Origin of the sequence: Aminobacter sp. DSM 101952, assembly GCF_001424795.1 — a bacterium.
Lineage (GTDB): Bacteria > Pseudomonadota > Alphaproteobacteria > Rhizobiales > Rhizobiaceae > Aminobacter > Aminobacter aganoensis.
This window is the reverse complement of sequence record NZ_LMCL01000030.1, coordinates 351793-377539: the sequence shown is the minus strand read 5'-3', so window position 1 is coordinate 377539 and position 25747 is coordinate 351793. Positions and strand designations below refer to the sequence as shown.

28 protein-coding genes are annotated in these 25747 nt (G+C 62.9%); 12 read left to right on the top strand and 16 right to left on the bottom strand.

The window, feature by feature from the left end; translation table 11 throughout:
* Positions 1-6: 6 nt before the first annotated feature.
* The gene (locus tag ASC75_RS18260; RefSeq protein WP_055978387.1) at positions 7-1287 is read right to left on the bottom strand and encodes a terminase family protein; all 1281 of its coding nucleotides are present in this window, start codon (positions 1285-1287) and stop codon (positions 7-9) included.
* Positions 1217-1714 (bottom strand): hypothetical protein, encoded by a 498-nt coding sequence (locus tag ASC75_RS18255; protein WP_055978386.1) that lies wholly within the window; start codon positions 1712-1714, stop codon positions 1217-1219. Before ASC75_RS18255 ends, ASC75_RS18260 begins: the two co-directional genes overlap by 71 nt.
* Before the next feature lie 260 nt (positions 1715-1974).
* Here ASC75_RS18255 and ASC75_RS18250 point away from each other — a divergent pair, with 260 nt between their 5' ends.
* From ASC75_RS18250 to ASC75_RS18235, 4 genes are all read left to right on the top strand, one after another.
* Positions 1975-4131 carry a PBP1A family penicillin-binding protein gene (locus ASC75_RS18250; protein WP_055978385.1) on the top strand — a complete coding sequence of 719 codons (2157 nt, stop codon included), beginning with the start codon at positions 1975-1977 and terminating at the stop codon, positions 4129-4131.
* A 114-nt stretch (positions 4132-4245) separates the two neighbouring features.
* Positions 4246-4830: a DUF1214 domain-containing protein gene (locus tag ASC75_RS18245; RefSeq protein ID WP_055978466.1), complete on the top strand. Its 585-nt coding sequence runs from the start codon at positions 4246-4248 to the stop codon at positions 4828-4830.
* Complete coding sequence (locus ASC75_RS18240) at positions 4823-5365, top strand: DUF1254 domain-containing protein (RefSeq protein ID WP_055978384.1); 543 nt, start codon at positions 4823-4825, stop codon at positions 5363-5365. Before ASC75_RS18245 ends, ASC75_RS18240 begins: the two co-directional genes overlap by 8 nt.
* Positions 5366-6002: 637 nt before the next feature.
* Positions 6003-7019, top strand: a complete 1017-nt coding sequence (locus ASC75_RS18235; RefSeq protein ID WP_055978465.1) for a hypothetical protein — start codon at positions 6003-6005, stop codon at positions 7017-7019.
* Here the strand turns inward: ASC75_RS18235 and ASC75_RS18230 are convergent.
* From ASC75_RS18230 to ASC75_RS18220, 3 genes are all read right to left on the bottom strand, one after another.
* On the bottom strand, positions 7006-7353 hold the full coding sequence (locus ASC75_RS18230; protein WP_055978383.1) for a DUF1491 family protein: 348 nt from the start codon (positions 7351-7353) through the stop codon (positions 7006-7008). The genes ASC75_RS18235 and ASC75_RS18230 overlap by 14 nt on opposite strands.
* 82 nt (positions 7354-7435) lie before the next feature.
* A complete protein-coding gene (locus ASC75_RS18225) occupies positions 7436-8230 on the bottom strand; it encodes a peptidoglycan-binding protein (protein ID WP_055978382.1) in 795 nt (264 codons plus the stop codon).
* Positions 8205-9977, bottom strand: coding sequence for a HAMP domain-containing sensor histidine kinase (locus tag ASC75_RS18220; RefSeq protein ID WP_156381310.1), 1773 nt, complete (start codon positions 9975-9977; stop codon positions 8205-8207). The genes ASC75_RS18225 and ASC75_RS18220 overlap by 26 nt, the downstream gene beginning before the upstream one ends.
* Positions 9978-10428: 451 nt before the next feature.
* On the opposite strand from ASC75_RS18220, the gene ASC75_RS18215 reads away from it, so the two are divergent.
* Together ASC75_RS18215 and ASC75_RS18210 are read left to right on the top strand one after the other, a co-directional pair.
* Positions 10429-10767, top strand: a complete 339-nt coding sequence (locus ASC75_RS18215) for a DUF5330 domain-containing protein (RefSeq protein ID WP_055978381.1) — start codon at positions 10429-10431, stop codon at positions 10765-10767.
* 116 nt (positions 10768-10883) lie between these two features.
* The gene (locus tag ASC75_RS18210) at positions 10884-11312 is read left to right on the top strand and encodes a SufE family protein (protein ID WP_055978463.1); all 429 of its coding nucleotides are present in this window, start codon (positions 10884-10886) and stop codon (positions 11310-11312) included.
* Here ASC75_RS18210 and ASC75_RS18205 read toward each other — a convergent pair.
* Together ASC75_RS18205 and ASC75_RS18200 are read right to left on the bottom strand one after the other, a co-directional pair.
* Positions 11300-12112, bottom strand: coding sequence for a DUF6456 domain-containing protein (locus ASC75_RS18205; RefSeq protein WP_055978380.1), 813 nt, complete (start codon positions 12110-12112; stop codon positions 11300-11302). The genes ASC75_RS18210 and ASC75_RS18205 overlap by 13 nt on opposite strands.
* Position 12113: 1 nt before the next feature.
* Positions 12114-12536 carry a helix-turn-helix domain-containing protein gene (locus ASC75_RS18200; RefSeq protein ID WP_244487868.1) on the bottom strand — a complete coding sequence of 141 codons (423 nt, stop codon included), beginning with the start codon at positions 12534-12536 and terminating at the stop codon, positions 12114-12116.
* A 216-nt stretch (positions 12537-12752) separates the two neighbouring features.
* Here ASC75_RS18200 and ASC75_RS18195 point away from each other — a divergent pair, with 216 nt between their 5' ends.
* Positions 12753-13109 (top strand): cytoplasmic protein, encoded by a 357-nt coding sequence (locus tag ASC75_RS18195; protein WP_244487867.1) that lies wholly within the window; start codon positions 12753-12755, stop codon positions 13107-13109.
* 19 nt (positions 13110-13128) lie between these two features.
* Here the strand turns inward: ASC75_RS18195 and ASC75_RS18190 are convergent, their stop codons facing one another.
* Together ASC75_RS18190 and ASC75_RS18185 are read right to left on the bottom strand one after the other, a co-directional pair.
* Positions 13129-13554, bottom strand: a complete 426-nt coding sequence (locus ASC75_RS18190; protein ID WP_055978379.1) for a MucR family transcriptional regulator — start codon at positions 13552-13554, stop codon at positions 13129-13131.
* A 671-nt stretch (positions 13555-14225) separates the two neighbouring features.
* Positions 14226-14594, bottom strand: a complete 369-nt coding sequence (locus ASC75_RS18185) for an SH3 domain-containing protein (RefSeq protein WP_055978378.1) — start codon at positions 14592-14594, stop codon at positions 14226-14228.
* A 119-nt stretch (positions 14595-14713) separates the two neighbouring features.
* On the opposite strand from ASC75_RS18185, the gene ASC75_RS18180 reads away from it, so the two are divergent.
* The gene (locus tag ASC75_RS18180) at positions 14714-16813 is read left to right on the top strand and encodes a S9 family peptidase (RefSeq protein WP_055978377.1); all 2100 of its coding nucleotides are present in this window, start codon (positions 14714-14716) and stop codon (positions 16811-16813) included.
* Positions 16814-16849: 36 nt separating this feature from the next.
* Here the strand turns inward: ASC75_RS18180 and ASC75_RS18175 are convergent, their stop codons facing one another.
* The 4 genes from ASC75_RS18175 to ASC75_RS18160 all read right to left on the bottom strand — a co-directional run bounded on the left by ASC75_RS18175 (position 16850) and on the right by ASC75_RS18160 (position 20048).
* Positions 16850-17803: a cytochrome c gene (locus tag ASC75_RS18175; RefSeq protein WP_055978376.1), complete on the bottom strand. Its 954-nt coding sequence runs from the start codon at positions 17801-17803 to the stop codon at positions 16850-16852.
* Between the two features lie 9 nt (positions 17804-17812).
* A complete protein-coding gene (locus ASC75_RS18170; RefSeq protein ID WP_055978375.1) occupies positions 17813-18250 on the bottom strand; it encodes a cytochrome c in 438 nt (145 codons plus the stop codon).
* A 214-nt stretch (positions 18251-18464) separates the two neighbouring features.
* On the bottom strand, positions 18465-19061 hold the full coding sequence (locus ASC75_RS18165) for a superoxide dismutase (protein WP_055978374.1): 597 nt from the start codon (positions 19059-19061) through the stop codon (positions 18465-18467).
* 108 nt (positions 19062-19169) lie between these two features.
* Entirely contained in the window at positions 19170-20048 is an 879-nt protein-coding gene (locus ASC75_RS18160; RefSeq protein ID WP_055978461.1) for a branched-chain amino acid aminotransferase, read from the bottom strand.
* A gap of 139 nt (positions 20049-20187) precedes the next feature.
* Here ASC75_RS18160 and ASC75_RS18155 point away from each other — a divergent pair, with 139 nt between their 5' ends.
* Both ASC75_RS18155 and ASC75_RS18150 read left to right on the top strand, forming a co-directional pair.
* Positions 20188-20850: a haloacid dehalogenase type II gene (locus ASC75_RS18155; protein ID WP_055978373.1), complete on the top strand. Its 663-nt coding sequence runs from the start codon at positions 20188-20190 to the stop codon at positions 20848-20850.
* 182 nt (positions 20851-21032) lie between these two features.
* Positions 21033-21770, top strand: a complete 738-nt coding sequence (locus ASC75_RS18150) for a L,D-transpeptidase (protein ID WP_055978372.1) — start codon at positions 21033-21035, stop codon at positions 21768-21770.
* A 74-nt stretch (positions 21771-21844) separates the two neighbouring features.
* On the opposite strand, the gene ASC75_RS18145 is transcribed toward ASC75_RS18150, so the two are convergent.
* Entirely contained in the window at positions 21845-23404 is a 1560-nt protein-coding gene (locus ASC75_RS18145; protein WP_055978371.1) for a helicase HerA-like C-terminal domain-containing protein, read from the bottom strand.
* Between the two features lie 139 nt (positions 23405-23543).
* Between ASC75_RS18145 and ASC75_RS18140 the strand changes: the two genes are divergently transcribed.
* Both ASC75_RS18140 and ASC75_RS18135 read left to right on the top strand, forming a co-directional pair.
* Positions 23544-23765: an AbrB/MazE/SpoVT family DNA-binding domain-containing protein gene (locus ASC75_RS18140; protein ID WP_055978370.1), complete on the top strand. Its 222-nt coding sequence runs from the start codon at positions 23544-23546 to the stop codon at positions 23763-23765.
* Positions 23762-24151 carry a type II toxin-antitoxin system death-on-curing family toxin gene (locus tag ASC75_RS18135; protein ID WP_055978369.1) on the top strand — a complete coding sequence of 130 codons (390 nt, stop codon included), beginning with the start codon at positions 23762-23764 and terminating at the stop codon, positions 24149-24151. Before ASC75_RS18140 ends, ASC75_RS18135 begins: the two co-directional genes overlap by 4 nt.
* Here ASC75_RS18135 and greA read toward each other — a convergent pair.
* Entirely contained in the window at positions 24148-24618 is a 471-nt protein-coding gene (greA, locus tag ASC75_RS18130) for a transcription elongation factor GreA (protein WP_055978368.1), read from the bottom strand. The two genes, ASC75_RS18135 and greA, sit on opposite strands and share 4 nt — an antisense overlap.
* Before the next feature lie 64 nt (positions 24619-24682).
* A complete protein-coding gene (locus ASC75_RS18125) occupies positions 24683-25687 on the bottom strand; it encodes an asparaginase (RefSeq protein ID WP_055978367.1) in 1005 nt (334 codons plus the stop codon).
* Positions 25688-25747 lie beyond the last annotated feature (60 nt).

Below are 25747 nucleotides of genomic sequence, written 5' to 3'. Positions count from 1 at the left end.
TCCTGTTCAGAGAAAATCGCGGATTCGCGGTTCGGTCGACCAGTCCGGCATCAGTTCGCCGATCGCCCAGACCAGCGCATCGACGCGGTCGGGAGAGCGACCATTCGACAGCCCGTTCGGGCCGAAGTCGCACATTTCGTCTTCCAGGGCCGGAAAACGCCCGGCATGCAAGACCTTGCCTTGCGGATAGAGCGCCGCGATCGGTTCGGCGCGCAGCCATTTCGACCGCTTCGCCCGCACCGCCTTTACCGGTACCGCCGGATCGACGGTTCGGATCACCGCCGTCACCATCTCGCCGCCCTGGTTGGTCTCGGCGACGATGCAGTCAGCCTCCAGCCGATGAAACAGCCGTACTGCCGCGCCGGCCCAATCCTGCGGTTTCGCCGCCTGGACCGTGGCATCCGCCAGGACCACTGCCCGGCCGGCACCATCGAGCCCGACCGCGACGATGCCGCAGGCATCCGATGTCTTGCGCGAGCTCGCCGGCGGGTCGACCGCCACCACGATACGACGCAAGTCGGCGGCTTCCGCGACAAAGGCCACTTCGAGCATGTCGCGCGACCACAACGCGTCGGCGCGGTCCTCGATCAGTTCGCCATCCAGTTCCTGCCGTCCGAGCACACTGCCGCCATAGCGGCCGCGGATCGCGCCCAGAAAACCCGGCGCCAGGTTAGCGCTGTTGTCGTCCGACCGCATGCGAGTTACCGCAACACCAGGATCGGCGAGCAGACGCTTCAGCAGCGGTACGGGTCGCGGCGTCGTGGTGATGACCTGGCGCGGCCTGTCGCCGAGCCTCAGCCCGAACTGCAGCATGTCGAAACAGGCATCGGCATGTTTCCACTTCGCGAGCTCGTCGCACCATGCCGCCTCGAACTGAGGCCCACGCAGGCTGTCGGGATCTTCGGAAGAAAATATCTGCGCCACCGCGCCACTGTCCCAGACCAGCCTCTTGCGGCTCGGTTCGAAACGGGGCCTGTCATGGCGCGAAATCGTTGCGATGCCCGACGGCCCTTCGATCATCACCTCGCGCACGTCGGCAAGGGTTTCGCCGACCAGGGCTATCTGCGAATGCCGCCTCGATGCAAAGGGAGAAAAACCGCGCACCAGGCTGTTGACCCATTCCGCCCCGAGCCGGGTCTTGCCGGCGCCGCGTCCCCCCATCACCAGCCAGGTCGCCGGTTCGGCCTCGAGCAGGTATTGCTGGATCCGCGCCGACCTAAACCACTCCTTCGCGATCAACCTGCCTTGGCGCAGGGTCAGTCCCTGCTGCGCAAAGCACTCGCGCATAGTCTCTGGCAAGTTCGACGATGCGTTGGTCGATCCTTGCGAGCACGTCTGCCATTTCTGCATCTCTGTCCGTCTGGCTCACTTTCGCTGCCTCGCCTCCCCGCATCAATTCGGTAATCTTCTCGACCGTCCTGATGATCGAACCCACCATCTCCACCTGCGCCTTGTCGAAACCGTCCTCGTTCTCCAGGCGCAATGTCTCGACCTGAGCGACAAGTGAATCGGCCAGCCGTGCCAACCGCTCGGCGAAGTCGCCCGGGGCGGCAGCAATCCAGCCTTCCCGCGCCGACCGCCTTTCGATCGAAGCGACCGCATAGCCGCTTGCCACCGAGAGGAGTTCGACGTCCGCCGTCGCACCCTCATGGAGCGCGCGCAGCGCCCGCCATCGCTCGTCCGCTATCGCGACCAACGAAACCTCCAGCTTCATGATTGGGAAAACCGCCCGCCGTGTGCCCGTTTGGCTACACTTCTTTGACGATATCCGGACACTATCAAAGCACCGTCACGCTGTCAAGAATATATTCCTATCTCGATGCTTTTTCTCTTCCCAGGATGCTGTCCGTCACCCTCTTGTCGCGGCGTCGAAAATCGGGGACAAGTCAGTCATGGGCCGAGGGACGCGCGCCCTGAATTCGCCAGCAATCCCATTTTGATATAAGCTGCAGTCACGCGCCGGATCCGTCTCGAATGGAAAATCCCGTAGAACCACGCAAGAAAAGAGGCCGCCTGGCTGCCGGCCTGCTCGCCCTCGATGCCTGGCTCGACTCCTCGCTCTACGAACTGCGTTTCCGCGCGCAGCAATTCTGGGAAAACGCCACGATTTTCTTCCGCCGCTTCCGCGTCAAGGGCTGGCGCCGCGGCATCATCGAGGTCCTGAGCGAAGGGTTCACCATGGCCGCCGGCGGCTCGGTGGTGATGCTCGCGCTCGCCATGCCGGCCTTCCAGGAGACAACCGGCAACTGGCGCAACCAGGACGACTTCGCAGTCACCTTCCTCGACCGCTACGGCAACGAAATCGGCCAGCGCGGCATCATCCAGCGCGACTCGGTTCCCGTCGACGAAATGCCCGACCACGTCATCAAGGCCGTGCTGGCGACCGAAGATCGGCGCTTCTTCGACCATTACGGCATCGATTTCCTCGGCCTGATCCGCGCCATGTCGGAAAACGTGCGCGCCAACTCGGTCGTCCAGGGCGGATCGAGCCTCACCCAGCAGCTCGCCAAGAACCTGTTCCTCACCAACGAGCGCACGGTCGAGCGCAAGGTCAAGGAAGCGTTCCTGTCGCTCTGGCTCGAATCGAACCTGTCGAAGAAAGAGATCCTGCAGCTCTACCTCGACCGCGCCTATATGGGCGGCGGCACGTTCGGCATCGCGGCCGCAGCCGATTTCTATTTCGACAAGCAGGTCAAGGACCTCAACCTCGCCGAGGCGGCGATGCTGGCCGGCCTGTTCAAGGCCCCGACCAAATACGCCCCGCACATCAACCTTCCGGCCGCCCGCGCCCGTGCCAACGTCGTTCTCAGCAACCTCGTGCAGGCAGGGTTCATGACCGAGGGCCAGGTGCTGTCGGCGCGGCTGCGTCCCGCAGACATCGTCGACCGCGGCGACCGCAAGAGCCCCGACTATTTCCTCGACTGGGCCTTCGACGAGGTCAAGAAGATCGCGGCCAAATCGGGCATCCATTCGCTCGTCGCGCGTACCACGATAGACATGAACATCCAGAAGGCGGCGGAAGAATCCGTCGAATTCCATCTCCGCCAGTTCGGCAAGGAGTACCACGTCACCGAAGGTGCAGTCGTGGTGATCGAGACCAACGGCGCCGTGCGCGCCATCGTCGGCGGCCGCGACTACGGCGCCAGCCAGTTCAACCGCGCCACACGGGCGCAGCGCCAGACCGGTTCGTCCTTCAAGCCCTATGTCTACGCCACCGCTATGGAAAACGGCTTCACGCCGGAATCGGTCATCTCGGACGGCCCGATCAGCTGGGGCGCCTGGTCGCCCAAGAACTACACGCGCGGCTATTCCGGCCGCATGTCGCTGACGACCGCGCTGGTCAAGTCGATCAACACCGTGCCGGTGCGCCTCGCCAAGGATCATTTGTCGATACCGCCGATCAAGGCGATGACCGAGGCGATGGGCGTCGAGTCTCCCGTCAGCTCGCACAAGACCATGGTGCTCGGCACGTCGGGCCTGACGGTCATGGACCAGGCGACCGGCTACAGCGTGCTTGCCCAGGACGGCATCGTCGGCACCCGCCACGGCATCACCCAGCTGGTCACGCATTCCGGCCAGCTCATCTACGACTACAGCAAGGACGCCCCGCCGCCCCACCGGGTGCTGTCCGAGCAGGCGGTGGCGTCGATGAACTCGATTATGGTGCAGATCCCCGAGGTCGGCACGGCCCGCCGGGCCGCACTTCCCAACATCCGCTCCGCCGGCAAGACCGGAACCACCCAGTCCTATCGCGACGCCTGGTATGTCGGCTACACCGGCAACTATACGGCCGCCGTCTGGCTCGGAAACGACGACTTCTCGCCGACCAACAACATGACCGGCGGTTCGCTGCCGGCCATGGTCTGGCAGCGTTTCATGGCCTACGCCCACCAGAACATCGACCTGAAGCCCATCCCCGGCATCAAGAACCCCTTCGTCGATCCGGCGACCATCGCCAAGGCCGAGGAAGCGGCCAAGAGTGGAACCCAGCAGCCGGCAGCCGACACCGTCGACAGGCCTCCGGTCCTGTCGAGCACGACGACGCGGGCATTGCGTGCGATCGCGGACGTCTTCCGTCAGGCGCCCGCCATCTCCCCGCCGGCCGAACCCGAGACGCTTTCAGCGCTGTGATTGCTTGAAATTGACGGGTCAGCGATCATTCCCGCACCGGCTGCAGCCCTTCCCGGCTTGCCTTCGGGTCGCATGGCGGGATATTCCTCCGCCAACTCCATCCTGCGGCGGCTCATGCTGAAACAATCGCTCCTGATAGTTATCGCCCTCGCGGTTGCGGTCGGCGGCGGTGCCGCCAGCGTGGCGATGGTGCTCGATTCGCAGGAAGGCATCGGCGCCGTCGCGGTCGGCCCATGGACCGCCTTTCCCGACATAGGCACCCCTGACGCAGATCCCTATTCGAAAGCCCGTGTCGCGCGCGATGGCATGCTTGCGCTGGGCCGCGCCGAGGGCCTCAGTTTCGTCGCGGACCGGGACTCGGGCGGGGTCACCTTGAGAAGCGAATGCAGCTATCGCGTCGAGGGATCGTTGCCGGTTGCCAGGTTCTGGACCTTCTACGCAACCGACAAGGCGCAGATGACGCTCAAGTCGGGGATGCGCCGTGATCCGTCGATGCATTCTCTTGAAATTCTGCACCAACCCGACAATTCCATCGAGATTGCGGTCGGCGCGCGGCCGCACCCCGGCAACTGGCTGCCGGTATCGGGCGCCGGCGAAATGAACCTGGTGCTGACCCTCTACGACACGCCCGTCGCCAGCAGCACCGGCCTGTCGGGCATCGAGATGCCACGCATCGTCAGGGTCCAGTGCAATGCGTAGGCTGTTCCACGCCCTCGCCATCGGGCTGGTCGGCGCCGGCATCGCCCATATCGCCATTCTGCTGCTGGTTCCCAGCTTTTCCGAACGGGATGCCTGGTCGCGCCTGGCCATGGTCGCCGGTCCCAACAAGGTTGTCCGCCTCGACCAGGAAATTGGCGGCGCACCGGTGGTGAAATCGCTCGATCCGTCTTTCTACGAAGCCGCCTGCCGCTTCGATCTGGGCGAAGGCGTCGTCCGCATCGACAACGCCGGCAGGGTCCCCTACTGGTCGGCTTCGGTCTATGATCGCAGCGGCCAGAACATCTACAGCTTCAACGATCGCACCGCGACTGACGGCAATCTCGACTTCGTCGTGCTCACGCCGGCGCAGATGATCGACCTGCGCAAGGAGCTGCCGCCTGAGTTCGAAAAATCGATCTTCGTGGAAACGCCGATCGACGAAGGCATTGTCGTCGTGCGCGCATTTGTTCCCGACGACAGCTGGAAACCGATCGTGTCGCGCTTCCTCGACGGCGTCAGTTGTGAAATCCAGTAGACGCGCAGCCCGTCGGAAGCGTCAACCACGTTGCCTGTGACCGGTTCGGCTCCGCGTCAATGCCGCGGCAACGGATCCTTGCGGCGATTGCTGCCTTCCGCCCGGTGTCCAGGCGGCGAAGCCGTGTCGACGGTGCGCTCATAGCGCACGCCGGGGAAGATGATGATGGATGCCGATGTATCCGCCGTATGTTGGGACCGGCGGGTGGCCGCTGGACGCGGCATGAATGAAACTATGCTGCCCATGGTTCGCGATTCCCTCTCGGTTGAACCGGAGTAAGCACGCAACGCCTCCATCTCGATAAGGCCAGTAGAGGGTTAACAGCCGGTTACTTCATTGCATTTGCTTCAATTGAGGACTGCCGTTTCGCTTTCGACAGTGCATTCATACCCATGCGGCGTGAGCGGTCTGTGAATGCAGCAGCATTGCCACGTCACGGATGCCCGGCTGAAAACGGGCAATTCGGACCTTGCGTCACGATTTGACTATAAGCCTTTGTTAATACACGACTTCCTTAACGCCAAAGTTAACAGTCCGCTAACAAATCTTCGCTAAGTTTATGTTCACCTTCGGGAGCACGGATGCAGCAGCGTTCGCATCCCAGGGCAGTGCAAGGTTGTGTCAGGCGTATCCGTTCGTGTCAGCATCGGACTTCAGGCAAATCGCCATCGGTCGCGAAACCGGAAAGCCCGAGCGGCTCTTCCGGGCAGCGGTTTCCGCCTTCTGCGCGCTGCCCCGCCCCTCGCGCCGCGAAATCGCACAACTTGAAGACCTCACCCTTCCACTTTTCGACAAGGTGTCGGTGGAGGCGCGCCGCTATGTCTCCGCTGCGCTTTCGGAAACCGAATATGCGCCGCCCGGCCTCGTTCGCCGCCTGAGCGACGAAAGCGTCGATATTGCCGCGCCGCTGCTGATCCGTTCGCCCATGTTGTCGGATGTCGCACTCATCGCGTTGATCGGGCGCCACGGCCTGCCGCATGCGCGCGCGATTGCCCGTCGCCCCAGCCTCAACAAGACGATCGCCGACCTGATCCGCGTGCTCGAACGGCCACGACTGGTGTACCCCGAGATGACGGAACAGGATCAAGCATCGGCCACTGCGGCAACCGCTCCGACGACAATCGAGGCGGCACAGGACGCGTCGAACATCCCAGCCCCGGGCGAACTGGCCGAGAACGTACGCCGCCGCCTTCGCTCGATGATGGCCCCTAACACAGCGCACCAATCGGCGCCGGGCGAAGGACAGACGCGTGGGCCGGCCTACGAACGGCTCAAGTCGACTGCCCTTACCGGCAACGGCACCTTCTTCCAGACCGCCCTCGCCGACGCGCTGGAGATCGACTTCCAGACGGCCCGTGCGATCACGGAAAAGTCGGGCTACTCCTCGCTTATCGATGCGCTCAGGGCGCTCGACCTGTCGGAAGAACAGGCCTTCCTGCTGGCGGCGACGACGTTTCCCAGCCAGTTCGCCCATGCCGAAGCCGTCAGGCTTTTCCTTGAGCGCTATCGTCTGTTGCATCGCGACGTAGCGCTCGACCGGGTGCGCGACTGGAAGGCAGCCGCAGTTGGCGCCAGCATCCGCGGCAATGCCGAGAGACTTCAGCCGAAGTCAGGGGCAGCCGGATCAAAGAGCGACCAGCTCAGGGCGTCGTAAGCGACACCAGATCCTTGATCTCGGTCTGGCCCGGCTCGATCTCGACCACCCAAATGTCCGGATCGAACCGCCGCTCGCGCTCGAGCCGCTTGTCGATCGCCGCTCCGTCGTCGTCGCTTTCAAGCAGGCTGAACTGGCGCTCATCAGGCCGCGCCATGTCGTAGCTGGTCTGCGGCGCGGGTCCGTACAGGCTGGTGCGGCCGAAACGATCGCGGGTCAGGATGAAGACGGCGCCGGCTTCTAGTGCGCCCCGGCTGAGGATCGCGCCAAAGCCGCCTTCGCCGAAAATCCGGCGCAGCAGGGCAGATACCCAGAAATCAGTGGTTACGCGCATTGCCCGGCCCGATCGCAATTTCGATCCGGCCTCTATAGCGGCTAGTTCGGAAGGCGCACAGGCCAAACGATACCGGTCAGGCTCAGTTGGTCAGGCCGATCTCACGCATCTTGACGTAGACGGCGGGGTCGGGCTCGCCCGTTTCAGGCAGGCCGAACAAAGCCTGGAACTCGCGGATGGCCGCCTTGGTCCTGGCGCCTGGAACGCCATCGATGTCGATGCCGTCGTTGCCGAAGGCCTTCAGTCCGGCCTGGATCTTCATGATGCGCGCGCTGGGATCGGCGTTGACCGCAGGTTCGGCGCGCACAGGTGCAGGCGTGGCCGCGCCGGTGCGCGGGCTCGACGCCGGCGTCGCCTGCGCACGCGGCGTCGGTGTCGGCGCAATTCCGGCGGTGGTTTCGGAAGCGCCAAGCTGTTCAAGCAGCGCGCCGTCGACATCGCCCGTGGCCGTCAGTCCTACCTTCTTCTGATAAGCCTGGATGGCACTGCGCGTCGCCGGTCCGTTCAGCCCGTCGACCGCGCCGTCATAAAAGGCAAGATCCTTCAGGATGCTCTGTATCTGTTCGATCTGCGGGTCGCCGCTGGGGCGCACGACTTCGGCCTGCGGCCGCTCGATCTTGATCGTGGTTTCTGCCTCGCTCTCGCCCATGTCGGGGAACTCGACTGCCTCGCGAGTGGAGAAGAAGGCACCCTTGTGCGCATATGGCTGATACCACAACGCATTCGCGGAGACGTAGAACAGCGCCACCAGAAAGGCGGTCGAACCGCCGACCAGCATCGGATTGCGAGCAATCATCCCGCCGAGCGCCACCGCGCCATCCTGCAGCGGGCTGCGCTCTTCGACGACCCGCTTAGCTTGCTTTGCGGAGCGGGCCATTGCGCATCTCCCTGATCCTGTCCGCCGGCAGTCGCATCACTTCGCCCTTCGTAGGCTCCGGACGGAATGCCGGTCCTTCTATCGGCAGGCTGATGGTAACCGTGGTCCCCTCGCCCGGCGCGCTCTCGATCGACATCGTGCCGTCGTGCAACGCGACCAGTCCCTTGACCAGCGAGAGCCCAAGGCCCGTGCCTTCGAAACGTCGGGTGTAATCGTTCTGGATCTGCGTGAATGGCGTGCCCAGCCGCGACAAATCTTCCTGGGCAATGCCGATGCCGGTGTCCGACACCCAGAAATGCAGCCGCGAGCCAAGACGCTTGGCACCGATCTCGACCCGACCACCGTCGGGGGTGAACTTTGCCGCATTGGACAGAAGGTTGATCAGCATCTGCTGCACCGCGCGACGGTCGGCCTTGACCTCGCCCGTGCCGGCTGCAACTTCGACAGCCAGATCAAGCGCCTTGGCCTCGATCTGCAGCGCCATCATCGAAGCGCACATGTCCACCGCCTCGCGGAACCTGAACGGCTCCGGATTGATCGCATAGCAGCCCGACTCGATCTTGGTGACATCGAGGATCGAGTTCACCACATCGAGCAGGTGCTGGCCGGACTCGCGGACGATGCCGACATATTCCTTCTGGCGTGGCTCCTGGAACTTGCCGAACATCTCGTGCAGCAGCATGTCGGAAAAGCCGATGATCGCGTTGAGCGGCGTCCTGAGTTCATGGCTCACCGCTGCCAGGAAATTGCTCTTGGCGAGTTCCGCGCTCTTCACGGCGTCCGTGGCCTTGGCCAGTTCGCTGCGCAGTTCGGCGACGGTGTCGTTGTTGCGGACGATCGCAATGAACTCGACACCGGTCCTGATGAATTCGAGTGCGAAGGGCCGGAAGTTGTCGCCCGCGTCGTTCTCGGTCTGCCTGGGCAGGCGCAGAAGCAGCTCGACCTGACGCGATTCGGCTCCATCGCGCATGTCTGCCAGCGCGCAGAGATAACCGACACGGTCGGCGACGTGGATGCGGTCGAACAGGGCAGTGCCCAGGAGCAGCTCCGGCTGCAGGCGCAACAACGTCCGCGCCTGCTCGGAGACATCGACGACATCGCCATTCTGCGCGACGCGCAGCACGACAGCCTTGAGAACCTGCTCCAGCGGAGCGGCCGGCACAGCCGCCTGTTCGGCGCCATGGCTGGCAAATTGCACCGCACGAACGACGAAGGTCGTCAGCCAGGCGACAGGCAGCAACCAATGCCATGCCGATGCAGTCGCATTTTCGGCAAATGGCATGACGCCGAGCAAACCTTGCAGCAACAGTGCAGCAACGGCGGCGATCGCGCCGAACGTGGCCGCCTTCCGCGTCCGCCAGACCCACAGCGCCTCGAGCGGAAGGGCTGCTGCAAGAAGCGCAGCCGGCGAGGTCAGGCCGCCTGCGGCAGCAATGATGGCGCCAGCCGTTGCGGCGCCGACGCCAAGCGACGCGACACCGATCAAAGCGCCCCTGCCAGTCGCGGCAACCAACAGCGCCGCCAGCCAGCTCAGGCTGAAGGCGGCAAAGATGACGGCAAAGGTCGGAGCCGCGCCAAGATTGGCCGACACGAGAACCACACCAGCACCGGCAACGAGGAAAGGTGCCGCCAGCATCAGGCCGACGAGGCGCCGTTGGCGCGACCGTTCGGAACCATCGATGGACGGATGGACCAGCCGGTCACAGCCGCCGGCGACCGCGCCGGAAAACTCACCGTATCTGGTCATGACAAAACTCAACGCTACGCACTCTTCCGTGGCTCGCTTTGCGGCTCTTCTCTGGTTGGTCTCCAAACTCGCACCGAGCCTTTAATGAAGGAATAAAGCCAGCCGACCGAAACCCCGGCTCATGGCGAATATCGGGATCGCGGCGCCGACATTCGACAACAGTTCTCGCCATGGTAAATGGAGGGTTATTTGCCTACTTCGGCTGCCCGAATCTGCGCGAAATGCGCGATCTCGCAGTTTCGCAATTTAAATCAATTGCTTACGAGTTTCGTGAGAGATTGCCTCTGCGCACCGGCCCGCAAGCCGGGCCAGTCGGTTAAACTTTGGTGAAAAGCCTTCGCGAAATGCCACCTTTTGCAGCAAGCGCTCCTTTGCTCGTTCATGCCATTGTCGGCCTAGCAAGATACGTGGCCGCATAAATTCGGCCGCGACAGACCACACGAGGCTTCCCATGGGCTTTCTCTTCAGAACCGCTTTCTGGTTCTCACTCGTCCTGCTCCTCCTGCCGCTCGGCACGGGTCCCGACGGCGAGAACAGCGTGAGCCCGCTGCAGGCCATTTTTGCCGCGCGCGAGGCCGTTGGCGACCTCGCCGGCATCTGCGAACGCAAGCCCGATGTTTGCGAAACCGGCAAGGCGGCGATGCAGACCATCGGTGTCAGGGCGCGCGAGAGCGCCCGTATCGCCTATGAGGCGCTCGACCAGCAGTTCGGGCAGCCCGACACGGCGACCCAGACCGGCAGCGTTCCCGCAACGGACGACGAACCGGCCGTCGAGGCCCCGGCACACTGATTGCGACTTTCGGGCAGATACCAATGCCCCGCCGCAGATCGCCCGCCTCCGGCACCTGCGGCGTATTTCCTTTTTTTCGTGACGGGCCGCAGCGCTGGCACTATATCCAGATCACCATGACGACCTCGATAGACACCATCCGCGACGACTTCTCCTTCCTTGACGAGTGGGAGGACCGCTACCGCTATGTCATCGAGTTGGGCGAGGCACTTCCCAGCTTCCCGGAGAGCGCGCAAACCGACACCAACAAGGTGCAGGGTTGCGTCAGCCAGGTCTGGCTCGTTACCCACAAGGACGAAGGCGCCGATCCGGTCATCCGCTTCGAGGGCTATTCCGACGCCCATATCGTCCGCGGGCTCGTCGCCATCATGCTCGCCCTGTTTTCGGGTCATCGCGCCAGCGAGATCATGGCGACCGATGCCGAAGCCACGCTCAAGTCGCTGGGCCTCAACGAGCACCTTTCGCCGCAACGCGCCAATGGCTTGCGCTCGATGGTCAAGCGCATCAAGCGCGACGCCGAAGCTGCCCTGCATCAGGTCGCCTGAGTTCCGCTCATGCGCGGACGATAATCCTCGGCCCCCCAATGCAGGACCTTGCGGCCAGCGGAAGCGGGGGGAGGATTGTAGTGCCTGGCCAGCACGCCAAGTGCCGACTTGAGCATGACCTTGGCCGACCGCACCGGCCAGCCGCGCTCGGTTTCGACACGTTCCAGCCCCTTAAGGAAGCAGCAGACGTCGATCAGGACGCCGGAGAGTTCCGGCCCGACCGCATCGATGGCCCTGTCGACGCGCTGCCGTGCGGCGAGCGCCGCATCCGTCAGTTCAGCCACGCCGCCGCCGGCACTGCGCTTGCCACAAGAGACGCTTGCCACCCAGTTGGCGCCCATGCGCGGCATGATCTGGCCGCGCGTATAGTCGGAACGCAGCCGCTCGCCAGCCACGAACTCGCTATTGTTCAGGAACGGCTGGCCCGCCTTGCTCTTGCGTCGGGCGAGTTGGCCGAGTGGCGACTCCGAAAGGTTGATCAGCGCGGCTTGTCGCCCGGTAGCGGTGTCGACCATCGCCGTGTCGAGGTCGCGGTGCTGGCTCTGGAACGGATCGGTCGGGCTCTCCTGTCGGCGCGCGGCGGCTTGTCCGTCCGGCGTCAGCCGCAACGTGCGGCCAGCGCAAACGACAAGCCCTTGCCGGGATAGCACCGCAAGCACGTCGGCGCCGACAGCGATCCTGTCACTCCTGTCGTTCTCCAGCACCATCTTGCCGCCGGTCGCGGCCGGTTCGCATTCCGCAGCGCCCTTGGCCAGCAGTGCGAGCACGCGCTTCAGGGCCTTCTCGTCATCGATGCTCATGTCATCCCTCCAGCCGGTCGCGAAATGCGGCGATCGCCACCCGCTCCGCCAGCGCCACGATCCGGTCGAACTCGGCGTCGTCGCGCAGGTCCTCGACAGTATGGCAGGCGTAAAGCACCGTTGTCCGGTCGCGCCCGAAACCACGGCCGACCTCGCGCATGCTGAGGCGAAACACGACATGGGCAACATACATGGCAATCTGCCGGAGCCGGCTGATGTCGTTGCCGGTTCGGCCAACGCGGCGAATCTCCCTGCTCGGCACGCCGAACAGCGCCGCCATGAGGTCGATCATCGCATCGCAACGCTCCACCACCTGGTCATGACGCCGGCCGGCGATCAGCTCTTCAGCGGATCGCTCTTCCCTGGCGGCAGCGGCGCGCGCCTCCTTCTGCCGTTTGACCAATGTTGCCGACGTGGATCCCACCGAACTCTTCCCCTCTCAAGATAGGAATAAGTTCTTATATCCGTCGTGCCGCAGGGTGTGAACAAAAAAAGAACATTCGAAGGAAGGGGAAAACTTCAACACGCTGTAATCATTGTTCTATTTATTCCGACCCGATGAATTCTTGGCGCAGTTTCTCCCCACCCCTCGAGGTGGCTGCATCATCGCACGATCACAGTCACATCAGGCAGGATCGCGATGCGGGATTTTTCGAATGAGATTACAGCCTTCAAGCAGAACAAGCTGTCCGAGTTCACCGACGCCCGGCAACGGGCAGCGCTGCAAATCTGTTGCGGGATCGAGCTTTCACATGCGTTGTCCGCCGAGCCGACATCGACGTTGGCCCTGCTGAAGCGCCTCGAACGGGCGATCGAGCGCGAACGGCTCAGGGGCGTCAACCGCCACTGGAGCTACGATCTCAACCGCCACATCGCGCTGAAGCAGGTGCGCGACCGGCTGAAAGGTGTCTTCCCCGACCAGCCTGGACGTCTGTCGCTCAGGCCGCGCCGGCGTCGGCCCAAAAGCAATACGGCGCCCGAAGGCGCCGCTCGCTGAACGTCTGTCAAAGGGAGTATTACTTGCCCTTGCGCTTGCGGCCCAGGCCCATTTTCTTGGCCAGTTGCGAGCGAGCTGCTGCATAGTTGGGCGCGACCATCGGATAGCTGGCGTCGAGGCCCCACTTCTCGCGATACTGGTCGGGCGTCATGTTGTAGTGCGTCATCAGGTGACGCTTGAGCGATTTGAACTTCTTACCGTCTTCCAGGCAGATGATGTAGTCGTCATGTACCGAGCGCTTCGGATTGACGGCTGGCTTCTGCTTGTCGGCGGGCGGTGTGTCGGCGACGTTGCCGACGCGGCCGAGGGCGGCGTGAACGTCGGCGATAAGCCCCGGAAGTTCTCCCACCGGGACCGGATTGTTGCTGACATAAGCGGCCACCACGTCGGCGGTCAGCTCGATCAGCGTTTCGCTATTTGATGCAGGCGTTTCGGAAGTATCCATATGCTTCAGGCCCCAATGTGACTGGTTGTTTTTTGCCCGATATTGCGACCGGGATGCGGCGCGATCTTGTATCGTAATTTGCCATTACGAGTCGCGTTCCATCACTTTAATGAGCCTGCAGCGATAACAAGTCAATTCACTATTCTTTGCAACTTCAAGAACAATGCATTCATCACTTCTCTAACAAATGAGCGTTTTTGACAGGGCAATGTCATCACACGAGATTAAGTTACACAACGCTAAAAGCTTCTCATCGGGGTCATTGTCGGCGTTAGGTGGCGATATCGCGGTTGTTCTTGTCCCCCGCCACAGTTTCAGGAGAATCGTCGCCGGGTTTCCCCTGCCACGGCGAAATCCGGCCGAATAAGTCGCGTTGGCAAGAAAATCGACCGAAATCGGCGCCGCCAGCACCAATAACGCTGCTTCGACCAGCCTCGCAGTGCCGTGGAAAGTTCGCCGACATACGTGGCAAGAACGAATGACGTGAGCCATGAATCAGGTGTCAGATATCGCGCAGGTGCAGCAGTCCCGGAGTGCCGCTCAAGGCAAGCAACGCACCCGTCGCGATCAGGCCTCCAGCAAGATAATCACCAGCACGGCCGTTCACGACAGGTCTTCTTCAGTCTCTTGTTTGGGAATGGAAGCCGCCGCCTGTCGGCAGTATCGCTCGTTCAATACGGCGTGATGTACTTGCCGTAGACCCAACCGGTGGCAAATTGCCCGTTCTGGGCCGGATCATGCCAGACCTGGCACCAGCGATAGCGCACACGCTGTGCCTGCTTCCATTCCGGCAAATGCGTAATGTCGAACAGATCGAGCCCGCCAGTGCATTTTCCCGTCATCTGCAGCACGGTGCCATTGGGATAGGCAGCCTGCTTCTGCGACCCGCTGGACGGATACTTGCGGATGTTCAGCGTGTCGCCGAACGGCACATCGCTCACCTGCCAGGCAGCAAAGGCAGATGCCTGGACCTGACCGGCGAACACCGCAACGGTCGAGGCGACAGCGAGGGCGGCGGCAGTCTTCAACAACGTACTCATTTCTCTCCTCCGGGCTCGCCGGTCATTCGGAACGTTGACGCACAATGCAACTCAGCCCTTGAACCCGCCCTGATCGCCGTGTTCATTCGCCATTCAAGATTCACGCCCTGCGAGACCCAATGACCCGACCTGCCATTTTCGCCGACATCGCCCCGCCGTCGACCGAGCGTCGCCCCGTTTCCGACACCCGGCACGGCATCACCCGCATCGACGAATATGCCTGGCTGCGCGCCGACAACTGGCAGGAGGTCTTCCGCGACCCGAGCCTGCTCGATCCGGTAATCCGCACGCATCTCGAAGCAGAGAACAGCTACCAGGCCGAACTGATGGCCGGCACGGCAGACCTGCGCAAGAAACTGTTCGATGAAATGAAGGGACGCATCAAGGAAGACGATTCTTCGGTGCCGATGAAGGACGGCCCCTTCGCCTACGGCTCATCCTACAAGAAAGGCGGCGAGCAGCCGCGCTATTTCCGCCTGCCGAGCGACGGCGGCGCGGAAGAGATCATCCTCGACGGCGACAAGGAAGCCGAGGGTCACGCCTACTTCCGTCTCGGTGGCATCGACCACTCCTCCGATCATGGCCGCCTGATATGGGCGTTCGATGACAAGGGATCGGAGTTCTACACCTTGCGCGTCCGCGACCTGGCAAGCGGTGCCGAGCTCGCCGACATCGTCGGCGATACTGGCGGCTCGGGCGAGTGGGATGCGGCCAATGCCGGCTTCTTCTACACCCGCCTCGACCCCAACCACCGGCCCTCGAAGGTGTTCTACCATGCGCTCGGCAGCGACGTTTCGGCCGACCGCCTGATCTACGAGGAGACCGATCCCGGCTTCTTCATGAGCGTCGGCGGCACCCGCAGCAATGACTGGATCATGATCTCGATCAGCGACCATGAGACCTCGGAGTACCGGCTGCTTCCCGCCAGCAATCCCCTCGCCTCGCTGGCTCTCGTTGCGGCGCGCGAAACCGGCCTGCAATACGACCTCGAGGAAGGCGGCGACATCTTCTTCGTACTGACCAATGCCGACGGCGCCAAGGACTTCAAGATCATGACCACGCCCGCGGCAAATCCGGAGCGCGCCAACTGGAAGGAACTGGTCGCGCACGAGCCAGGCCGGCTGATCCTGTCGGTCATCGGCTTCAGGGATTTCATGGTTCGCCTGGAACGCAAGGAAGGCCTGCCGCGCATCGTCGTGCATGAGCGCGCAACCGGCGCGGAGCACGTCATCTCCTTCCCGGAAGAAGCGTTTTCGCTCGGCCTGTCGGGATCTTATGAATACGACACCGAAACCATGCGGTTTTCCTATTCGTCGATGACGACACCGACGCAGCTGTTCGACTACAACATGCGCACGCGCGACCGCGTCCTGCTCAAGACGCAGGAGGTTCCCTCCGGCCACAATGCCGAGGACTACGTCACGCGGCGGCTGATGGCGCCGGCGCCCGATGGCGAACTGGTGCCGATCTCGCTGATCCACCATCGCGACACCCCGCTGGACGGCACGGCACCATGCCTGCTCTATGGCTATGGCTCCTACGGCATGACCATTCCGGCCTCGTTCAACACCAACTGCCTGTCGCTGGTCGATCGCGGTTTCGTCTATGCCATCGCCCACATCCGTGGCGGCAAGGACAAGGGCTACGCCTGGTATGACGATGGCAAGCGCGCAGCGAAGACCAACACTTTCACCGATTTCATCGCCTGCGCCCACCATCTTGTCGCCGAGCGCTACACGGCGCATGACCGCATCGTCGCCCAGGGCGGCTCGGCCGGCGGCATGCTGATGGGCGCCATCGCCAACATGGCGCCGGAAGCCTTTGCCGGCATCATCGCCGAAGTGCCGTTCGTCGATGTCTTGACCACGATGCTCGACGACACCCTGCCGCTGACGCCGCCCGAGTGGCCGGAATGGGGCAACCCGATCGCCTCGGAAGACGACTACAAGACCATTGCCGCCTATTCGCCCTATGACAATGTGGCGGCGCTCGACTATCCGCCAATCCTGGCCGTGGCCGGACTGACCGATCCGCGCGTCACCTACTGGGAGCCGGCCAAATGGGCCGCGCGCCTGCGCGAACGCAAGTCGGGTAGCAGTCCGGTGCTGTTCAAGATCAACATGGATTCGGGCCACGCCGGCGCCTCGGGCCGCTTCTCCAGGCTGGAGGAGATCGCCTTCAACTACGCCTTCGCATTGAAGGTTGCCGGGCGCGCTTGACCGCCGCAGACCGGCGGCCATTGGCCGCCGGTTTCCTCAACCAGCCGGCTTGGGCTGTGGCGCGGGGTAGCCGTTGGGATGGGGCGGCGTTGCCTTGAGGTAGGCGGCAATCGCCTCGCGGTCTTCGGCGCTCAGCCTTGCCATGTTCTTCTGCACCTCGACCATGGTGCCGCCGACAGAATCGAACTCCGGCGTAAAGCCGGTTTCGAGGTAGCTGGCGATGTCGCTCTCCGACCAGCCGCTGATCCCGCTGCCTTCCGGCGTGATGTTGGGCACGATGCCTTGGCCCTCGGCGGCCGCGGCCCCGGCAAGCCACTGGGTCCTGTCGGCCCCGCCGGCAGGGCTGCGCGGCGTGTGGCATTCGCCACAATGCCCCGCCCCCTCCACGAGGTCACGACCGCGCAGGACCTTGTCCGGCGTGCCGTCGGCAAAGGCGACCACGGGCTGGTCGCTCAGGTAGAGCAGCTTCCACAGCCCAACGCCCGACCGGATGCTGACGGGAAATGGCAGCGTGTGGCCTGGCGCACTGCCCGCGACAGACGGCAGCGTTTTCATGAAGGCGTAGAGATCAGCGACCTCCGCGGGCTTCATGCGGGCATAGGAGGCGTAGGGAAACGCCGGGTAGAGGTGCTGTCCCTCGCGCGACACGCCCTTGAGCATGGCATTGGCGAAGTCTTCCAGCGACCATGCGCCGATGCCGTCGTTCGGGTCGGTGGAAATGTTCGGCGCCACGAAGGTACCGAACCCTGTCTTCAGTTCAACGCCGCCGGCAAGCAGAAGCCGGGCTTCGCCCTCGGATTTCGGCTTGGCGTGGCAGGAGGCACAACCGCCGGCGTCGAAGATGCGCTGTCCCCGTGCCGCGTCGCCGGTTCCCAGGGCAGCCACGGCATCAGGGCTCAGCCGTTCCGGCAGCGCCAGCCACCAGAGAGCCGCGGCTCCGGCGCCGCCCAGCGCCAGAGCCGCCACTGCGAACTTCTTGAAAGCACCCATGCGAAGGGATCAGCCCTTCTTGACGCGGAACGCCTCATGGCAGGTGCCGCACGTCTGCCCGATGGTGCCAACCTGCGCCTTCAAGGCATCCAGGTCCTGGGCCGGGGCAGCGACTGCGGAAGCCGTCACCGCCTTGAACTTGTCGACTTCAGCCTGGAACCCGGCGGCGTCCTCCCAGATCTTGGGCGAAGCGGTGGTGTCGCCCTGGTCGCTTCCGGCAGGGAAGGATGCGGCAACGTCGATCTTCTGGACATTGTCATTGAGTGCCGTCAGAGCCGCCAGGACAGCGGCAGCGTCGAAAGCAGATTCGCCCTTGACCATCTTGACGAGTGTTCCGACTTGCCTTGCGTTCTCCTTCATTACCGCCTGACGGTCGGTAATCACATCGGCGAATGCCGCAGTGGTAGCGAGTGCGATCGCTGCGACGGCGAGTACAAACTTTCTCATCAGGTCTCCTCTCGGTTGCAATAAGCTGCCTAGCGCGAACGGCGAAACTGGCCCAATTCGTCCCGGAATTCTCTTCACGCTTGCGTGACTGTTAGTCTTTTTCAAACATTGCCACGCAAATGCAAAAACCCCGGCCATGGCCGGGGTTCCTGGAAAAGTCGCGTTGTTGCCGCGCGCTGCATCGGGAGATGCGGCCGGCCACGATGGATGGGGCTCAGGCCTTTTCGTAGAGCTCGAGCACGTAGTCCCAGTTGATCAGGCTGTCGACGAACGCCTCGAGATACTTCGGACGGGCGTTGCGGTAGTCGATGTAATAGGAGTGCTCCCAGACGTCGACGCCGAGGATCGGGGTTGCGCCGTGAACCAGCGGGTTCTCGCCGTTCGGGGTCTTGGAGATGGCGAGCTTGCCATCCTTGACCGACAGCCAGGCCCAGCCCGAGCCGAACTGCGTCGTGCCGGCGGCAATGAAATCGGCCTTGAACTTGTCGTAGCCGCCCAGGTCGGCATCGATTGCCTTCTGCAGCGCACCCGGCAGCTTGTTGCCGCCGCCGCCCTTCTTCATCCACTTCCAGAAGTGGACGTGGTTGTAGTGCTGGGCCGCGTTGTTGAACAGGCCGGCGTTCTTGCCGAACGACTGCTTCACAACCTCTTCCAGCGACAGCTTGTCCATGCCCGCTTCCGCAGCCAGCTTGTTGCCGTTGTCGACATAGGCCTTGTGGTGCTTGTCGTGATGATACTCAAGCGTCTCCTTCGACATGAAGGGCTGCAGCGCCTCGTAGTCGTAGGGCAATTCGGGCAATTCAAAAGCCATGGATCATACTCCCTTGCTGGCAATTTCGCGGCATGACTATGCCGTCTACAGATAGGTCGTCATCATCGTGTGACAACAGACGAGAGACGCTGTTTTTCTTCGCTACACTCAAGCCTTGCCGGTCGAGTGCGCCCACTCCCAATATAGCTCGCGAGACTTTTTTGCTACCGGTCCCGGCTGCAGAATTCGATCCTCGATGCGGGTGACCGGAACAACCTTGGAATGGTTGCCGGTGGAAAAGATTTCATCGGCCTCCAGGAACTCGCGCACCGAAAGCGTCTTCTCGACGACTGACATGCCGCTTTCGGCAAGAAGCGAGATCGTGCGGCTTCGGGTGATCCCGGAAAGGAACGTTCCATTGGCAGCCGGGGTATACACCTGCCCATTCTTGACCAGGAAGATGTTGGACGAAGCGGTTTCGGCAACGTTGCCCAGCATGTCGAGCACCAGGGCGTTGTCGAACCCGCGCATCTTGGCTTCGAGAATGGCCCTGCCATTGTTTGGATACAGGCAGCCGGCCTTGGCATTGGTGGGCATGGTTTCGAGGGTTGGCCGGCGGAACGGCGACAATCCGATCGAAAAGCCGGTGGGCGGAAGCATCGGTGATTCGTAGAGGCACAGGCAGAACCGGGTCGATGCCGGGTCGGCCGGCACACCCATGTAGCCCCCGTGCTCGGCCCAATACATTGGGCGGATATAGACCGCCGTCTTGCCGTCAAACTTCTTGAGCCCGTCCCAGGTCAGCCCAACGATCTGCTCGGGACTCATGGTCGGCTTCATGCCCAATGCGATGGCCGAGGAATTGACCCGGCGCGAATGCGCCTCGAGGTCGGGGGCGACGCCTTCGAACCAGCGGCCGCCATCGAAGACGGTCGAGCCGAGCCACATGGCATGGCTTCGCGGGCCAATGATCGCAACGTTGCCCTCGTGCCAGTCGCCATCGACAAAGCTCCAGGTCGTGGATTGTGCAGCCGCCGCGAGCGTCATGGTGTTTCCCATCCATCTTGTTGATCGCCGGTATGGAAGAGGCTTTGGCTCGCCCCGTCAATCGGCAGCACGGCGAAATGTTGGAGCCAGCCGATAGTTGCGCTTGCGCTCGGCGCCAAGCCGTTGGAAAACCACAGGCATGCGCCACGCCGCCTACATATTCGACGCCTATGGCACGCTGTTCGACGTCCATGCGGCCGTGCGCCGCCATTCGGCCGACATCGGCCCCGAAGGCCAGCTTCTGTCCGAGATCTGGCGGGCCAAGCAGCTCGAATATTCCTGGGTGCGGACGCTCATGGGCGCATATGCCGACTTCTGGCAACTGACCGAGCAGGCGCTCGACTTTGCCTTCCGCAAGGTGCCTTCGATCGATCCCGCGATACGCAGCAAGCTGCTCGAGGCCTATTGGCGTCTCGACTGCTATCCCGAGGTTCCGGGGGTGCTGCGCAACCTGAAAGAAAACGGCGCCCGGCTCGCCATTCTCTCCAACGGCTCTCCAGCCATGCTGGAAGCAGCCGTGCGTTCGGCCGGGCTGGACCTTATCCTCGACGAAGTGTTTTCGGTCGACAGCGTCCGCCGTTTCAAGACGGACCAGTCGGTGTACGACCTCGTCGCCAGCAGTTGGCGGCTTTATCCGGAAGCGATGTCGTTTCAGTCGTCCAATCGGTGGGACATTGCAGGGGCGGCGAAATTCGGCTGCCGCACCGTCTGGATCAACCGCAGCGACCAGCCGGACGAGTATCGCGATCTGCCGCCCTCGCTCATCCTGCCGTCGCTGGAAGGTTTAGTTACAATTGGTTAGCTATCCTTGGGTCAGTATTGTTGCCATAACGCAACAGTGATTGGCCTGTCACAGCTTCGCCATGCTTTGTCCACCCTAAGGTCTGAATTTGACCCGCCTATCTCCGCGAGCGTTAAGGGGCGACGCAGTTCGTTTCCTCTCAATTCACCATTTCTTTCGAACTGGAACTCTAGATCGCAGTCATGTCCACATTCACAGAATCACGTCCGCTCAGCCGTCGCGGCTTCTTGAACCTGGCGGCAGCGGGCGCCGCGTCGGCAGCGCTTTCTGCCTGCTCTACCGTTGGCGGAGGTGGTCAGATCGTCGATGCGCGCCCGATCGCGCCGCCGCCGGTCAGCGTAGATCCCGCCTTCGGCGACTTTGCCAACATGTATGCCCCCGTCACAGACGAGGGTTATGAAATCCCCGGCATCCCGCTCAAGAAGGTGAAGCCGCAGTTCCTGCGCCAGATCGTCCGCGATCCCACCGGCGAGCGGCCCGGCACCGTGGTCGTCGACACCTCGACGCACTTCCTCTATCTCGTCCGCGAAAACGGCGAAGCGATGCGCTATGGCGTCGGCCTCGGCCGCGCCGGATTTGCCTGGCAGGGCCGTGCTGTCATCCAGTGGAAGCGCAAGTGGCCCAAGTGGACCCCGCCGGACGAAATGATCGGCCGCCAGCCCGAACTCGAAAAATACAGCGTCAGGAATGGCGGCATGGCACCGGGCCTCAACAACCCGCTCGGCGCGCGTGCCCTCTACATCTTCCAGAACAATGAGGACACGCTCTATCGCGTCCACGGTTCGCCGGAATGGTGGACGATCGGCAAGTCGGTTTCGTCGGGCTGCGTGCGCCTGATGAACCAGGACATCATCGATCTCTACGATCGCGTCCCCGGCAAGACACCGATCCTGGTCACCAGCGGTCTCGGCACGGCCTGACCCTGAGCTTGGTCACCAACGAAAAACGGCGCGTCGATGACGCGCCGTTTTTCGTATTGCTGTGGCTTTCCTGTTCAGAAGCCTTTCTTCAGGCTCCCGAGAATTCCGCGCACCAGCGCGCGGCCGACCGACGATCCCACGGAGCGCACGACCGACTTCAGTGCCGCTTCGGTCACAGTCTGCCGGTTTGAGGTTCGCGGCCTCGGCGCGTTGCCGGTGTTGCGGCCGCCCGAAGCCGGCGGCGCATCATTGCCAAAGCCCGGAATGGTCCAACCGCCGCCACCGCCACCGGTGTTCGCCTGCTGTGCCTGCTCCTGTGCCTTCTGTGCTTCGAGCGCCTTCTTCTGCAGCATTTCGAACGCCGATTCGCGGTCGACCGTCTGATCGTACTGCCCGGCGACCGGACTCTCGTTAATCAGCTTCTGGCGCTCCTGCGGCGTGATCGGGCCAAGCCGCGAAGCCGGCGGGCGTATCAGCGTCCGCTGCACCATCGACGGAACGCCCTTGGCTTCGAGCGTCGAGACCAGCGCCTCGCCGGTTCCGAGCTGGGTGATGGCCTTGGCGCAATCGAAATCGGGATTGGGGCGGAAGGTATCGGCTGCCGTCTTGACCGCCTTCTGCTCGCGCGGGGTGTATGCCCGCAGGGCATGCTGGACGCGGTTGCCGAGCTGGGCCAGCACGGTTTCCGGGACGTCGAGCGGGTTCTGGGTGACGAAATAGACGCCGACGCCCTTGGAGCGGATCAGGCGCACGACCTGCTCGACCCGGTCGACGACGATCTTCGGCGCCTCGTCGAACAGCAGATGCGCCTCGTCGAAGAAGAACACCAGCTTGGGCTTGTCCGGGTCGCCGACCTCGGGCAGCACCTCGAACAGCTCCGACAGCAGCCAGAGCAGGAACGTCGCGTAAAGCCTGGGGTTCATCATCAGCTTGTCGGCGGCGAGCACATTGATGGCGCCGCGACCGTCGCGCGTGGTGCGCATGATGTCGGCAATCTTCAGCGCGGGCTCTCCAAAGAAGTTGTTGCCGCCCTGCTGCTCCAGCACCAGAAGCGAGCGCTGGATGGCGCCCACCGACGGCTTGGTGACATTGCCGTAGCGCGCGCCGATCTCGTCGGCCCGCTCGGCGACATTGGCCAGCAATGCCTGCAGGTCCTTCATGTCGAGGAGCAGCATTCCTTCTTCGTCAGCGATGCGGAAGGCGATGTTGAGCACGCCTTCCTGCGCCTCGCTGAGGTTCATCAGCCGCGACAGCAGCAGCGGTCCCATTTCCGAGATGGTCGCGCGGATCGGATGGCCCTGTTCTCCGAACAGATCCCAGAAGATGACCGGGAATTCCTGGAAGTCGTATGGGTCGAGCTTGATCGCCTCGGCACGGGCAGTGAGAAAATCCTTGGCCTCACCCATCATCGCGATGCCGGACAGGTCGCCCTTGATGTCGGCGCAGAACACCGGCACGCCGGCATTCGAGAAGCCCTCGGCGAGTATCTGCAGCGTCACCGTCTTGCCGGTACCGGTGGCGCCAGTGACAAGACCGTGGCGGTTGCCGTATTTCAACAGCAGTTCCTCGGGCCTTTGAAAACTGTCGTCGGGCTTGCGGCTGGCACCAATGAAAATGCTGTCGTCCTGCGCCATGGGCGTTGTCTCCGGCAATGCTATTTCCCGACCGCGACGCGGCCACCTGCAAGGTATAGTGGCCGCCCGCCCGAGCGACAATGGCTTGGTTCGGGCGATCGCTCATGTTATACATGAGTTATAACATGGAGACTGGACCATGAATGTGACGGTTCGCAAGATCGGAAATTCGGAAGGCGTGATCCTGCCGAAGGAGGTGCTCGACCGCCATAATCTGCGGGCTGGAGATACGCTGGAGATTGTCGAGACCAAGGACGGTTTGACACTGAAGCCAACCGACGACGTGTTCGAGCGGCAAATGGAAGCCGCCAGCAAATTCATGGACAAGTACAAGGTAGCGCTTCAGAAGCTGGCCGAATGAGCGCACTCTTCCTGTCCCGGCGTGTTGTCGAAGCGATGCACGCCGAGCAGCTCAGACGCCATGGCGGCGCCCAAGGGCTTCGCGACGAAAATGCGCTTGAGTCGGCCTTGGCACGGGCAGAGAACAAGGCCGCCTACGGCGAGCCCACGATCATCGAACTCGCCGCGGCATATCTCTTCGGCATTGCCCGCAACCATGCCTTCGTCGATGGCAACAAACGGACGGCCATCGTAGCTGCCGGCACCTTCCTCGCCGTCAATGGCTACGAATTGACCGCCGACGATGGCGCGCTCTACCTGTTTGTCATGGGTATCGCCGCAGGCGAAATCGATGAAGCAGGTGCGGCCGCGTTCTTCCGCGACCACACGGTTGCCGTCGAAGGCTAGACCTGGATTTCGACGATTTCCCAGTCGCGGCCGTTGACGGTGGCGACTTCGCCGACCGCCTTGCCGAACATGGCCTGGGCCATGGGCGAGACATGCGAAATGCTGCCCTTGGCCGCGTTGGCCTCGTCCTCGCCGACGATGCGCCAGGCGTGACGCTTGCCGTCATCGTCCTCGATGCTCACCTTCATGCCAAAACGGACGACCGATGTGTCGGGTTCGGGCACCGAAACCTCGGCGTTTTCGCGCCGTGCCTGCCAATAGCGCAGGTCGCGCGATACAGTCGCGATCCGTTCGCGGTCGGCATCGGCCTCGGCCTTTGCCAGATCCTCGCGCAGGTTCGCGAGTTGGGCTTCGATATGGACGAGGCCTTGTTCGGTCACGAGATTTCGCGACGAACTGACCGGCCGCTCGCCGATATCGGCAATGACGTTTTCGCTGTCATCTTCGCGGGTGAAAGCTCTGCTCATGAATTGAACCTAGGTGTTCATAGCTCCGATAACAAGCCAGCCAAACTGACCGACCATTTATGCTTCAGGCAAACGCAGAAGTGGGGCGAAGCGATGCGACTTCGATCCCGTTCCAGTTCTTCAGCACCGGCCTCGCCGCCTTGGCCAGGGTCGAGGACAACGCCTCGTCGCCAGCCAAAAGCCTGGCAAGGACCGCCGCGATCATAGCCTCGGCAGCCCTGCCCGCGCCGTCGTCGCATTTGAGCGCGATGCCGAGCCCAAGTTCCGGCACAGCCGCGCAGAAAACGCCTTCGGCGCCGACCTTGACGAAGATTCGTCCTGGTGCAGCCTGCATCAACTCCGTGTCTGCCCTGTCGGTTCCAGCGACCTGGAAAGGTTCTGCCATGCAGGCCGACATCAGCCGCCGCGCAGCCTTGGCCCTTTCCGCATCCAGGCCATTGCCGGTGACCATGCGCGCAAAGCCCCGCGCCAGGTTCTGCAACGGCACGGCAAAGGTCGGGATGGAGCAGCCGTCGGTTCCCCGGTTCGTTTCATTGTGGGGCGCACCGGTGACGGCTTCCATCGTCTCGCGGATCATTTGCTGGAAGCGGTGCTCCGGCCTGACGTAGCCGAGATGGGCGATGCCGAGGTGACGGCAGGTACAGACAAAGGCCGAGTGCTTGCCCGAACAATTGTTGTGCAAGGCGCTCGGCGATGCGCCGCTGCGCGCGAGCGCTATCGTGGCCGCATGGTTGGAAGGCCAGTGAGCTCCGCACTCCAGCGCGTCCGGCCCGAGGCCGGCCCTGGCAAGCATTGCATTCGCCAGTTCGGCATGAGCCGGCTCGCCCGAATGCGAGGCGCAGGCGAGGGCCAGTTCCCGATCGCCGAAGCCATAGGCATCGGCCGCACCGCTTTCGACGAAGGGCAACGCCTGGATCGCCTTGACCGCCGAGCGCGGAAATACCGGCTGGTCGGCATCGCCGGCGGCAAAAACGGTCTTGCCATCGCCATCGACAACGATGACTGCGCCACGATGTGCGCTTTCAACGAGGTCGCCGCGCAGCACCTCGACCAGAACCGGATTCGTCATTGTTTGCGTGCCTTCTTGCGAATCGAGGTTGGGCCACGTCCGCCACCAGTCAGCCAGGCG